This is a genomic window from Maritimibacter sp. (genome assembly GCF_016774595.1).
GTDB classification, from domain to species: Bacteria; Pseudomonadota; Alphaproteobacteria; order Rhodobacterales; family Rhodobacteraceae; genus Maritimibacter; species Maritimibacter alkaliphilus.
The window spans coordinates 1168075-1181336 of record NZ_JACBWT010000001.1 but is presented as its reverse complement, the minus strand read 5'-3'; the positions used below and the strand labels follow the sequence as shown (position 1 = coordinate 1181336).

The window sequence follows — 13262 nt, the reverse complement described above, 5'->3', positions numbered from 1 at the left end:
TGCCCGTGCGGCGAGGGGAGACAGGGATGATCCGCCACGCCGGACAGTGGGCCGCAGCACTCGGGCTATCGCTCGCGCTGGGCGTCCCGGTCCAAGCCGAAAGCCTGAAATCTGCCGTTCAGGCCGCTGTGACCGAAAACCCGACGGCCCGCGTGCGCAATGCGGACGTGCAGGCGACGACTCTCGACCTGTTGGCCCGCGAACGCGATTTCCTGCCCACGGTGACCGCGACGGCCGAGGCGGGGGCCTATTACTACAACGACCCCGCGCGTCTGGCGCCCGCCAACAACAACCGGGTGACGGCCGGCGCACGCGCGAATGTCGAAGCGAAATACGTCATCTTCGACGGGTTCCGCCGGGCCAATGCGGTCTATCGCGACGCGGCGCGGGTGGACGAGTCGATCTTCCGCCTGCTCGATGCGTCGGAAACGCTCGCCCTGTCGGCGGTCGAGGCCTATATCGACGTGCTGCGCCATCGCAACCTCGCCGCCGTCACGCGCCAGAACCTCGTCAAGCATCAGGACATCGGCAATCAGGTCATGGACCTCGTCGACGGGGGCCGGTTGCCTGCCTCCGAACGGTTCGAGGTCGATCAACGTATCGCCGCCGCGCGTCTGGTCGGCGTGCAGGTGCAACAGGCCCTTCGCGATGCCGAGGATCGGTATGAGGCGGTCGTGGGCCACAAGCCCGAGGGGCCGATGTCGATGCAGTGGGTGCGCAACCTGCCGCTGACGAAAGAGGCGTTTCTGCGTCAGGCCGTGGCCCAGAGCTTTCAGGTCAAGGCCGCCGAGACCGCGATCCGGCAAAGCCGCTACGACGAAGAAACCGTCCGGTCCGGCACCTTGCCGCAGGTCGCCGCGCGCACCGGGGTGAACGCGGGTCTCAATCAGAACGGCGTGCCGGGCCGCTCGGTCGATGCCTATGCCGCCGTCGGTGTGGAGTGGGAGATCTTCTCGGGCGGGCGCAAGGCGCAGCGATCCGCCGCGATCATGCGCACCGTGCAGGCTCAGGCCGCGCGGGATGCCGTGGTGCTCGACGTGCGCGAACTGGCCGCGACCACGTGGAACGCCTATTCCGCCAACATCGAACGCACGGTGCTGATCGACCGCCAGCTTTCCGCGACGCGCCGGACGGCGGATCAGTATTTCACGCAGTTTCAGGCCGGCACCCGCAGCCTGATCGAAGTGCTGGGCGCCGAGGCCGCGTGGTTCAACGCCCGCTTCGAAGACGTGAGCGCCGAAGCCTCATACGCCTTCAACCAGTATCAGATGCTCGCCGTCGAAAGTCGTCTGGCCAGCCATTTCGGCGTGCGTGCGTCCAACATGGCGCTGGCCCCGGGTTTTGAACGCCGCGCGGTCGAAACCGGACCGTTCTCGGTCTTTTCGACGGACATCCCGGCGCTGAAATGAACCAGTCACCTGCGGCGACAACCGGGAACGGGTCCGACGCCGGACTCCGGACCGCCGCATGGCTTGCCGATCACCACAACCGCCCGCGGACGGATGACGCCGCCCGCGCGCGTCTGCCGGGGGGCGAAGACACGCGCCGACCCGAAGTGCTGTCGCGCGCGCTGGCGTCGGCGGGCCTACGCGCCCGTATGGTCACGCGCCGCCCGGACCGGCTGGACCCGGCGACGCTCCCCGCGATCCTGTTCGACTTCGAGGGCACGCCCTTCGTCGTCACCGCCGCACGGGGCAACCGGCTGACAATCGTGGAACCCGCGAAAGACGGGCTGGAGAGCGAGGTCAGTCCCCGCGAATTGCGCCACCGCGCCCGGCGCATGGCCATGCTGGTCACGACCGATGAGCAGCGCGACGAAGCTGCCGGACCCCCGGACGGCCACTGGTTCTGGCGTCCGATGCGCGACAACCGCTGGGCTTGGGTGCAGATCGTGATTGCGGCGCTCGGGATCAACCTTCTGGGCCTCGCCATGCCGATCTTCGTGATGAACGTCTACGACCGCGTGATCCCGAACCTCGCCTTCGTCACGCTGACCACGCTGGCGCTGGGCGTCGGCCTTGCCGTTGCGCTCGACTTCGCGCTTCGGTCGGTGCGGGCGGCCGTGCTCGAGCGGATCGGGCGTCGGCTGGACGTCGGCATCTCGGCCACGCTCTTTCGCCATGCGCTTGGTCTCAGGCCCGCCGATATGCCCGGCGGCGCACTGGGCACCGCCACCTTTCTGCGCGACTTCGAAATGGTGCGGGAGTTCTTCGGCTCCCAAAGCCTCGTCGCCGCCATCGACCTCGTGTTCATCGGCATTTTCATCGCGGTGCTCTGGCTGATCGTCGGGCCGCTCGCGCTCGTCCCGCTGATCGCGATCCCGATCATGCTGGTCCTTGCCTTCGCCGCACAGACCCCGATGGGCAGCGCCGTGGCCAAGGCGCAGGCCGCTGCGAACCGCCGCCAGAAGGTGCTGATCGAGGCGCTCGCGGGGTTGGAGACCGTCAAATCCCTGAACGCCGAACCCGTGATGCAGCGCGAATGGGATGCGGCCACCGCCGCCTCGGCTAGGGTTTCGGGACGTTCGCGGTTCTGGTCCAACTTCGCGGCCAACGGCACCATGGTCATCCAGCAAGGCGTGAGCATCGGGATCATCACCTGGGGCGTGTTCCTGATCGCGGAGGGGCGCATCTCCATCGGCGCGCTGATCGCCGCCAATATCCTGTCGGGCCGGGCGCTGGCCCCCTTGGGCGCGATCGCCCAGACCGTGTTTCGCGCCCAGCACGCCCGGCGGGCGATGGCCTCGCTCTCCGACCTGATGGCGGTGAAACCGGAGCGCCGCGACACGATCACCAGTCCGCTGGTCGTCGGCACGGGCCGGGTCGAGACGAAGGGCCTGACATTCACCTATCCCGGCAGCACCGTGGCCGCCGTCAACGACGTGACGCTCGACATCGAGCCGGGGGAAATCGTCGCGCTCGTCGGGCGGGTGGGATCGGGGAAATCCACGCTCGGCAAGTTGATGAGCGGGCTTCTGGCGGCCCAGCAGGGCACGATCCTGATCGACGGTCAGAACATTACGCAATACGACCCGGCAGAACTGCGCCGCGGTGTCGGTTACCTCCCGCAGGAGCCGGAGTTGTTCACCGGAACGCTGGCCGAAAATCTAACCATCGGCGCGCCGCGCGCCACGTCGGACGAGATCGCGCGCGCCCTGTCGCTGTCCGGCATGGACGGCTTTGTCGCGACACTCCCCAACGGCTTGAACACCTTTATCGGTGAGCGGGGCGGCAACCTGTCGGGGGGTCAGCGTCAGGGCCTGTCGCTTGCGCGCCTCATCCTGCGCCGCCCACGCATCCTGTTCCTCGACGAGCCGACGAACGCGATGGACCGGGACATGGAAACGCAGGTGACCGAGCGTCTGTCGGGCCTGCGCGAAGATGGCGCCGCGCTGATCCTGTGCACGCACCGCCCCGGCCTCGCCGCGCTCGCCGGCCGCATGATCGTCATGGACAAGGGCCGCAAGGTGCTTGACGGGTCCAGCCAGCAGGTCCTCGGCACGCTCAAACAGGCAGCTCTGACCCGGCAGGGGGAGGCAACCTGATGTTCGGTCCGACCATCGACGAGGACTACGTGAATGCCGCCGGAGCGGGGCCACAGGGCGAGGGGCGGCGCGGGGCGCTTTTGTTGACGGTTCTGGTCGCGGGGATCGCCGGGTTCATCTGGTGGGCCGCCGTGTTCGAGATCGAAGAGGTCACGCGCGGCGCCGGTCGTGTGGTGCCGAGCCAACAGGTGCAGGTGATCCAGAGCCTCGAGGGCGGGATCGTGCGCGAAATTCTGATCGAAGAGGGCGCGACGGTCGATCGGAACGCGCCGCTTTTGCGGATCGACGACACCGCAGCCGGCGCGCAGCGCGGCGAACTTCTGGAACAGGAAGCGACGCTGATGGCCGAACTCATCCGGGTTCGCACCGAAGCCGAGGGGGGCGAGGCGCTTGCCTTTCCCGAAACTCTCGCCGCCCGGGCGCCCGAGGCTGTCGCGGCGGAGCAGGAGGTGTTCGCCTCCCGCCGTTCGCAGCTTTCGTCGGAATTGCAGGTGCTTCAGGATCAGCTGACCCAAAGGCGGGCCGAAATCGAAGAGGCGCGCGCGATGATCGCCAAGCTGGAGGGGCAGATCGCCCCGCTGGCCGAAGAGGTGCGCCTGACCCGGCAATACGTGGAAACGGGCGCGGTCACGCAGATCGAGCTGTTGCGGCTGGAAACCCGACTTGCCGAGCTCGAGGGCGACCTTGCCGTGAGCCGCGCGCGGATGCCCCGGCTCGACGCCGCCATTGCCGAGGCCGAAGCCCAGCTTGAAACGGCGCGCCGTGCCTATGTTCTGACCGCGCGCGAACGGCTGGCGCGGGTGCAGGGCGAACTGTCCGTTCTGCGCGAAACCCTGCGGGCCGCCGAAGACCGCGTGACGCGCACCACGCTGCGCGCCCCCGTGCGCGGGGTCGTGAACACGCTCAACGTCACCACCATCGGTGCGGTCGTCGGCCCCGGCGATCCGCTGGTCGAGATCGTGCCGGTCGACGACCATCTGCTGATCGAAGCGCGCATCAGTCCGCAGGACGTGGCTTTCCTTCGGCCCGGTGACCCGGCCTCGGTCAAGATCACCGCCTTCGACTACGTGGTCTACGGTTCGCTGTCGGGCACCGTCGAACGGATCGGCGCGGACACCCTGACCGACGAGGACGGCAACGCGTTCTTTCAGGTCGCCGTGCGCACCGACAGCACGGATCTTGGTGGAAACCAGATCAGCCCCGGCATGGTGGCTCAGGTGGATATCCAGACCGGACGCAAGACGGTGCTGGATTACCTGTTGAACCCGTTCCTGCGCGTTCGGGACGAGGCGCTGCGCGAGCGGTAACCGGCAGGGCCGCTATTTCGAGGTGGCGACAAAGACCCCGTCCCAGTCGCCGGGGGGGGCGTGCCGCGAAAGGCCGCCACGCGCCCGCGATACAATTCGACATACCCGTCCAGAGCCAGCCCAGCCGATTGTCCCGCATCGGCCAGCGCCGTCAGCGCCGCGTCGCAGGCATCCCAATCCTGCGTCGCATAGGCGACGCGCATCCGGTGGTTCGCCTTCGCCACGCGCGGCCAATCGGGATGGGACAACAGGTCAGGTCCGCCCAGCAATCCGAAGATCGTCACCGGCAGGGTCTTGCCCTTGACCCGGACAAGGTCGATTTCGAGCATCGCGAAATCGGTGCCCACCCCGTCGTGAACGCTTTCGGAGATGATGATCCCCAGTCCATAGGTCTTGGACAGCCCTTCGAGCCGGGACGCGAGGTTCACCGTGTCGCCAAGCGCGGTGTAGTCGAACCGCGTGTCGCTACCCATGTTGCCCACGGTGCAGGGGCCGGTGGACATGCCGATGCCCACGTCGATCAGCAGCACGTCTTCACCCTCTTCCGCGATCCGCTCGCGGTTAATTTCCTGCACCCGGTCATACATCGCCAGCGCAGCGCGACAGGCGGCATGGGGGTGGTCGGGGATGTCGAGCGGGGCGTTCCAGAACGCCATGACGGCGTCGCCCATGAATTTGTCGATGGTGCCCTTTTCGGCGAGGATCGCGTTGGACAGGGCGGTGAGGAAGCGGTTCATCAGGTGGGTCAGGCCCACCGGGTCGGTGCGGTAGCTTTCCGCAATGGTGGTGAAGCCGCGCACGTCGGAAAAGAGCAGCGTCAACTCCTTGCGCTCGCCGCCCAGCGTCAGGGCGTCGGGGTTTTCCGACAACTGGTCGACAAGATCGGGCGACACATACTGACCGAAGGCCGACCTGATCTGCCGCCGCATCCGTTCCTCGCGCAGATAGTTCAGGCTGGCCATCAGGATCAGCGTCAGGACCGCGGTGATGATCGGGAAGGTCGGGTCGAGCAGCAGGCGCCGCGCGTCGAAGGCGTACCACGACGCGCCCGCATATCCGGCCATGACGACGACGGCGAGGATCATGACGAAGCTCGCCCGGAACGCGGGCACGAGGGTCACGATCACCAGCCCGAGAAGCGCGGTGATGACCAGCTCCACCGCGATGGTGGTATTCGGCCGCTCCAGCATCGTTCCGGCAAGGATGTTTTCGAGGATCTGAGCGTGAATCTCCACACCCGCCATCGAGACACCCAACGGGGTCGGGCGGAAGTCTTCCAGCCCGATGGCGGAGGTGCCGACAAAGACGAGGTGCCCGGCAAGCCGCCCCTGCGGCATCCGTCCGGTCAGCACATCGGCGGCCGAAACATAGCGCGCATCGTTCGACGGTGTGAGATAGGGCCAGACCGACCCGTCCGCCGCCGTCGGCACCAACTGCCGGGCGACCACGACGCCCTCGATCCCGGCGGCATTGGTGCGCACGGCAAAGGCGTCGCCCCCGGTCGCGGCGCGCAGAAGTTCGGGCGCCAGACCGAGCCTCAGGCTGTCCTGAACCATCAGGACGAGCGGGGCGCGCCGATAGATGCCGTCCGGGTCCGGCCGCGTGGAAAACACGCCATGCCCCAGCGCCGCGTCTTCGATCACCGGCAGGTTCTGCAAGAGACGGGGGTATTTCTGGAGGAACGGCGTCGGGTCGTCGCCGAGGATCGCGTGCGGCACCTCGCGGATCGGGGAGGCATCGCCACGGTCGCCGGCAAGGCGCACGCTGGTCTGGCCCGCCACGACGCGGGATCGGGCGATGGCTTCGGCGAAGAGCTGATCGTTGTCCGGCAGATCGACCAGTTCGTCGCGCAAGGCGTCCGGCAGACCGGGTCGCTCGGTAAGTCGGGCGGGCGAAAGGCGATCCGGTTCGGAAAAGATGACGTCGAAGGCGATGGCCGCCGCCCCATCCGTTGTGATCGCATCGACGAGGCCGGCAAGACGATCCCGTGGCCACGGCCATTGCCCCAAGGCTTCGATGCTGGCGTCGTCCAAATCCACGATGGCGACCGGCTGGCGCGTGAACTCACGCGGTTTGATCTGCTGAAACAGGTCGAATGCCCCGAACCTGAGGGCCTGAACCGGAGATGGGTCCGCGATCCGCAGCGCCAGAAGCAGGCACACGAGGCCGAGGCCAAGGGCCCTTGACGACGTGAACCGGCGCACCCCGCTTGCGAACCGTGTCCAGATACTCCCTGCGCCCATACCGCCCCTGCCTGTTGTCCCGCCAAGCAAACGGGCGCGGGGGCCGTGGGTCAATCCTCAATCGAAACAATGCCCCGCCGATGGCGCGCGCAAGGCGCATCCGCGAAACCATTCGACACCCAAGATGCAATTTTCTTTCGAATCGGGTAAGAAAAGATGGCAATTTTGTGAAGCTACATTTCTTAGGCACGGGACATTATGCGCCAGCTCGACTTCTCGACCGGCTCCGGGGCCGCGCCATCGGCTGTTCAATACGTGACGAGTGCCGACCCGGTCGTCGTCGATGACCGCCCGATCTTTACCGCCGATTTCAGCCGCGAGGGCTATGACCTCGTCCTCGCCTCGCCCGGCCAACCCGACCTCCGGCTCGTCGATTATTTCCTGCAAGAGACGCCCCCCGATCTCGTGGCCGGGAACGGCGCGGTCCTGCGCGGCGATCTGGCCGCGCGGCTCGCGGGTCCGATCATGCCCGGTCAGTATGCGCAGGTCGGAGGCGCCGCCAGCACCGATCCCATCGGTCAGGTCGAGGCGCTGGACGGCGTGGCCTTCGCCGAACGCGCCGACGGAACGCGCGTGCAACTGGACGTGGGTTCCAAGATCTACCAGAACGACGTGCTCATCACCGAGGGCGGCAAACTGTCGGTCACCTTCGCCGACGGGACGATCTTCACCCTCGCCGCCGACAGCCGCATGGTCATCGACTCGCTCGTCTACGACGCCGAGTCACAGGACGGGAACAGCGGTGCCTTTTCGCTGATCGAGGGCGGGTTTGTCTTCATCGCAGGCGAGGTGGCCAAGACGGGCGGCATGGACGTCACGACGCCGACCGCCACCATGGGCATCCGGGGCACGACCGTGCTGGTCGAGATCACCACGCTGGACGGCATCTCGACCGTCGAAGTGTCGCTCAACACCGACCCGGATGGCGGTCAGGGCGCGTTCGAATTGCGTGATCTGGACGGCAATCTGATCGCGACCATCGACTCGACCGACACCAAGTGGATCGTGTCGCCCGTCGAAGGCGAAACGCGCGAGGTCGTACGGACGGCGGAGGACCTGGCCGACGACCAGACGCTCCTCCTCGACGCCGCCCGCGCCTATGCGCTCGCCTTTGAACGGGTCGATGCCGGCGGCGCCTTCGTCGAACTCGTCTCGAACGCCGGGTCCGGGTCGAACGGCCCCAACATCGGCGACGACACCGGGACGCAAGGCAACCAGAGCGACCCGGACAACACACCGCCGCCGCCGCCCGGCACCTCAGGCGGCACAACGGGCGGCGCGCCCAGCCCGCCGCCGCCCACGACCCAGACGGGGGGCGACGAGGCACCGCAGAATACGGCCCCCGAAGCCCGGAACGATGCCAGATCGACGGTCGAGGACGGCCCGGTGACCGGCAACGTGCTGTCGAACGACAGCGATACGGACGACGACGACCTGTCGGTCATCATCAATACGCGGCCCAAGCACGGGACGCTCACGATCGGTCAGGACGGCAGCTACAGCTACACGCCGGAGCCGGACTTCAACGGGACCGACAGCTTCACCTACACGGTGTCGGACGGAAACGGCGGCACCGACAGCGGCACCGTGACCTTCACCGTGACCTCGGCGCAGGATGCACCCGTCGCGGTGGACGATGCGCTGACCCTCGCGGAAGACGCCGGTCCGGTGACCGTCAACGTGCTCGCCAACGACAGTGATGCCGACGGCGACACGCTGAGTGTCATCGACTGGTCCGTGCTGGACGTCGAAGGCCCGTGGACGCCGGGGGAGGATGGCGACATCAGCTTCGCTCCGCCCGCCGATTTCAACGGATCGGAAACCATCGAATACACCGTGTCGGACGGGCACGGGAACACGGATACGGCGAAGCTCACCGTCACGGTCACACCCGTCGGCGACGCGCCCGTTGCCGACGATCAGGCAAGCGAAACGGCTGAGGATACGCCGGTTCAGATCCTACCCGCGTTCGCGACGGTAGATGCCGACGGCGACTCGGTTTCGATCATCGCGTTCACCCAAGGGTCATTCGGCACGGTCGTGGACGATGGCGAAGGCGGGTTTCTTTATACCCCAGCCGAAAACGCCCACGGCACCGACAGTTTCACCTACACGGTCAGCGACGGCACGGGCGCGACGGACATAGCGACGGTCAGCGTGACGGTGACACCCGTCAACGACGACCCCTTCGCGACGCCCGAGAGCCTGACGGTGGCCGAGGACGGTTCGGGCGTGGTCTATCCCGCCTTCGACGGGACCGACGTGGACGGCGACCCGGTGTCGATCAGCGGCTATTCGCAGGGTTCCAACGGCAGCGTGGACACGGACGAAGAGGGCGGGCTGGTCTACACCCCCGACGCGGACTTCAACGGCACGGACAGTTTCACCTACACGGTGAGCGACGGGCAGGGCGGGACGGACACGCAGACGGTGACCGTCACGGTGACACCCGTCAATGACGACCCTGTCGCGACGCCCGAGAGCCTGACGGTGGCGGAGGACGGTTCGGGCGTCGTCTATCCCGCTTTCGACGGGACCGACGTGGACGGCGACCCGGTGGCGATCAGCGGCTATTCGCAGGGTTCCAACGGCAGCGTGGACACGGACGAAGAGGGCGGGCTGGTCTATACCCCCGACGCGGATTTCAACGGCACCGACAGCTTCACCTACACGGTGAGCGACGGGCAGGGCGGGACCGACACGCAGACAGTCAGCGTCACGGTGACCCCGGTGGAAGACGGACCGGAGGCCGTCGACGCCGCCGTCAGCACGGATGAGGATGTGGGCGTCACCGTCTATCCGTCGTTCGCGGGCACCGATCCGGACGGTGACGAGGTGTTCATTTCGGCCTATTCCCAAGGGGCGCACGGTTCGGTCGCACCCGATCTGGAAGGCGGCCTGACCTATACGCCGGACCCCGATTACAACGGAAACGATACGTTCACCTATACGGTCAGCGACGGGAACGGGAACACGGACACGGCCGAAGTCACCGTCACGGTGGACGCGGTGAACGATGCGCCCAGGGCGCAGGACAGCGTGCTCGAGGTCGATGTCGATACCGCCACCGCGGGCGCGGTCGTGGCGACCGATACCGAGGGCGATACGCTGACCTACACGGTGGCCGAAGCGCCGGACCACGGCACGGTCGAGCTGGATGGGGATGGGGGCTACATCTATACGCCGGACGAGGGCTACGCCGGGTTCGACCACTTCGTCATGCAGGTCTCGGACGGCAATGGGGGGAGCGATCTTGCCACCGTAACGCTCGAGGTCGCGCAGGAGAATTTCCCGGTGTCGGGCGGGCAGTCCGTCTCGCTCGCCCTGTCGGAAGAGCCGGTGGGCGATGCTCCGGCCGGGAACCTCAGGATCGGCGTGAGCGAGGTTCAGTCCAACATGATCAACCTGTCCTTCGCGCTGGATGCGTCGGGGTCGGTCGGGTCGACGGGGTGGAACCAGATGCGAGCGGCCGTCGGAAACGCGCTGTCGGCTTTGTCCGACCAGTTCGCCGGGTCCGAGACGACCGTGAACGTCCAGTTCATCCGCTATGCCTCGGACGTCAGCTACAACCAGACCTTCGACCTCGTGGAAGACAAGGTCGCACTCATCGACGCGATCACGACGCTCGGCTTTACGGGGGGCGGCACGCAGTGGGACGACGCGCTCGATGCGGCGAAAGGCTTTTTCGACGCATCGGAATCGGACGCGGCGAATGCCACGAACATTCTCTACTTCGTCACCGATGGGCAGCCCACCTCGAACTCGCCGTGGGAAACGTCGCTTCAGAACATCGAGAACGCGCCCTATGACGTCGACATTCAGGCTTTCGGCATAGGATCTGGATACAACACGACCCAGCTTGCGCGGGTCGACAGCGACGATGAACCGACGGCGGTTTCGGAGCCGGGCGCTCTGCTCGCCGCGATACAACAGTCTCCCCTGTTCGCCGCGCAACTCGTCGGGCTGTCGATTTCGCTGGTGGCGGACGGTGTGGAGCATCTGGGCATTGCCGACGAGACGAGCCCGGCGCTGACGTCCGACGGCCTGAACTTCGACCTGCCGCTGGCCGAGATCGCCGGGATCGGGGAGCTTCTGGGGGAAGAGAACCTGTTCTCCGCATTCGCGACGTTCGATCTGGACGGTGACCTCGGGACCACGGACGATCAGGTGACGATCAATTCGTTCGAACGGATCGCGAAGAAGGACGTGGCGCAGACCCTTGCGGGCACCGACAAGTCCGACCTCCTGCTGGGCAGCGGCGAGGATGACGTGCTGTCCGGTGGCGCCGGGGACGACATCCTTGTCGGTTTCGGCGGGACCGATGTGTTCGACGGCGGCGCGGGGCGGGACCTTCTGGAACTCGCGACCGGGGCTGCCTCGGACTTGATCGAGACGCTTTCGGGGTCCGATATCGAGGCCATAAGCCTGTCGAACGGGCTTGCCGATACGCTGTTCCTCGACGTGACGGACGTCATCAACCTGTCCTCGACGGCGGATACCGACCTCGAGCTTCTGTTGAACGCGGCATTGGGCGAGAGCGCCACGATCCTTGGCGAGACGGGCGATGTCATCACGCTTCTGCCCGATGGTCCCGGCGCGTGGCAAGCGGTCCAGAGCGGCGTGGACGATGGGCAGGGCAACACGCTCGACATCTATCAGTTCGTCGAAGGCGGCGTGGTGATGGCGACGCTGGGCATCGACGACGACGTGACCGTGAACATTCCGTTGCCTGCCTGATCCGCTTCGCTTGACGGCCAGGCCGCGCGCGCCTAGCGTCAATTCGAAAATTTTCGAACTGACGACGGGAGGTGCATGATGCGTGCATGGGTTCAGAACGACAAGGAAACGCGCGGCGGCTGGGCCGAGATCGACGAGGTCGTGCCGGGTGATGGCGAGGCGCTGATCCGCGTCACGCATTCCGCGATCAACTACAAGGACGGGCTGGCGCTGACCGGCACCTCGCCCATTTTCCGTAGCTTTCCGATGGTGCCGGGCATCGACGTGGCTGGCGTGGTCGAGCACGATCCCTCGGGCCGCATGGCGCCGGGCACGGACGTGGTCATCACCGGACATGGCATGGGCGAAACGCGCTGGGGCGGATATGCCGAAAAGCTCGCGGTGCCCGCCGACTGGCTGATCGCGATTCCATCGTCGATGTCGAACGAACATGCCGCCGCGATCGGGACCGCGGGCCTCACGGCCGCACTTTGCCTCGACGCGCTCGAGGATCATGGCGTGCGCCCGGACAGCGGGCCGATGGTCATCACCGGCGCGTCGGGTGGCGTGGGCGGCTATGCCGTCGCCCTTGCCGCAACCGCCGGGTTCGACGTGAAGGCGGTTTCGGGCCGGTCCTCGGAAAAGGACTACCTGATGGGCCTCGGCGCCTCGGAAGTGGTCGACCGCGCGCCGTTCGAGGACAAGCCCCGTCCGCTGGGGAAAGAACAATGGGCCTCGGCCATCGACGTGGCGGGTGGCGAAATCCTCGCCAATGTCATTTCGGGCATGCAGTATGGCGGTGCGGTCGCGGCCTGCGGGCTGGCCCAGTCTATGAACCTGCCTACTTCGGTCGCACCCTTTATCCTGCGGGCGGTCGCGCTGCTCGGCGTCGATTCCGTCTATGCGCCGCCCGAAAAGCGCGCGCGGGCCTGGGGCCGGTTCACGCCGGAAGTGGTGAAACGCTTCGACCCGATGCTGGTGCGCGAGAAATTCGACGCGGTCGACGGCTTGGCGCAAGACCTGCTCGACCAGAAAATCCGGGGCCGGGTCGTCCTGTCGTGGTGACGCGATGACGGGCCCGGACAACCGCACGCTGGACCTTTTCGAGGCGCTGGGGCATCCCCTGCGCCTCAGGATGGTCGAGATGATGGCGGCGGTCGACGACCTCGCCTGCACGACGCTGGAAGCGGAATTGCCGATCGCGAAATCGACGATTTCCTACCACGTCAAAATCCTCTCGCAAGCCGGGCTGATCGAGGTGCGGCGGGACGGACGGTGGTTCAACTACCGCCTGCGTCGTGACGTGCTCAAGGACAAGCTAACGGATTTCGCGGCCTCACTCGACCAGCCGCGCCCGGCGTCTGACGCGCGGCATTCGCAAGCCGGGGCGGCAGGTAAACGCGCCGGGTGAGGGTGAGGTCCACCCAAAAGCGGTGCCCTGCCAGTCCTGGC

7 protein-coding genes are annotated in these 13262 nt (G+C 66.7%); 6 read left to right on the top strand and 1 reads right to left on the bottom strand.

Annotation, left to right across the window (positions count from 1 at the left end):
- Window positions 1–26 precede the first annotated feature (26 nt).
- Genes HOY44_RS05950 through HOY44_RS05940 form a run of 3 tightly spaced genes read left to right on the top strand, consistent with a single transcriptional unit; the run spans window position 27 to window position 4851 of the window.
- Window positions 27–1409, top strand: a complete 1383-nt coding sequence (locus tag HOY44_RS05950) for a TolC family protein (RefSeq protein ID WP_287433626.1) — start codon at window positions 27–29, stop codon at window positions 1407–1409.
- Window positions 1406–3544 carry a type I secretion system permease/ATPase gene (locus HOY44_RS05945; protein WP_287433624.1) on the top strand — a complete coding sequence of 713 codons (2139 nt, stop codon included), beginning with the start codon at window positions 1406–1408 and terminating at the stop codon, window positions 3542–3544. Before HOY44_RS05950 ends, HOY44_RS05945 begins: the two co-directional genes overlap by 4 nt.
- Complete coding sequence (locus HOY44_RS05940; RefSeq protein WP_287433622.1) at window positions 3544–4851, top strand: HlyD family type I secretion periplasmic adaptor subunit; 1308 nt, start codon at window positions 3544–3546, stop codon at window positions 4849–4851. The genes HOY44_RS05945 and HOY44_RS05940 overlap by 1 nt, the downstream gene beginning before the upstream one ends.
- Here HOY44_RS05940 and HOY44_RS05935 read toward each other — a convergent pair.
- Window positions 4797–7094, bottom strand: coding sequence for a CHASE2 domain-containing protein (locus tag HOY44_RS05935; RefSeq protein WP_287433621.1), 2298 nt, complete (start codon window positions 7092–7094; stop codon window positions 4797–4799). The genes HOY44_RS05940 and HOY44_RS05935 overlap by 55 nt on opposite strands.
- 198 nt (window positions 7095–7292) lie before the next feature.
- On the opposite strand from HOY44_RS05935, the gene HOY44_RS05930 reads away from it, so the two are divergent.
- From HOY44_RS05930 to HOY44_RS05920, 3 genes are all read left to right on the top strand, one after another.
- Window positions 7293–11831 carry an Ig-like domain-containing protein gene (locus HOY44_RS05930; RefSeq protein ID WP_287433619.1) on the top strand — a complete coding sequence of 1513 codons (4539 nt, stop codon included), beginning with the start codon at window positions 7293–7295 and terminating at the stop codon, window positions 11829–11831.
- A gap of 78 nt (window positions 11832–11909) precedes the next feature.
- Complete coding sequence (locus tag HOY44_RS05925) at window positions 11910–12875, top strand: MDR family oxidoreductase (protein WP_287433618.1); 966 nt, start codon at window positions 11910–11912, stop codon at window positions 12873–12875.
- A 4-nt stretch (window positions 12876–12879) separates the two neighbouring features.
- On the top strand, window positions 12880–13221 hold the full coding sequence (locus tag HOY44_RS05920; RefSeq protein WP_287433617.1) for an ArsR/SmtB family transcription factor: 342 nt from the start codon (window positions 12880–12882) through the stop codon (window positions 13219–13221).
- Window positions 13222–13262: the final 41 nt, after the last annotated feature.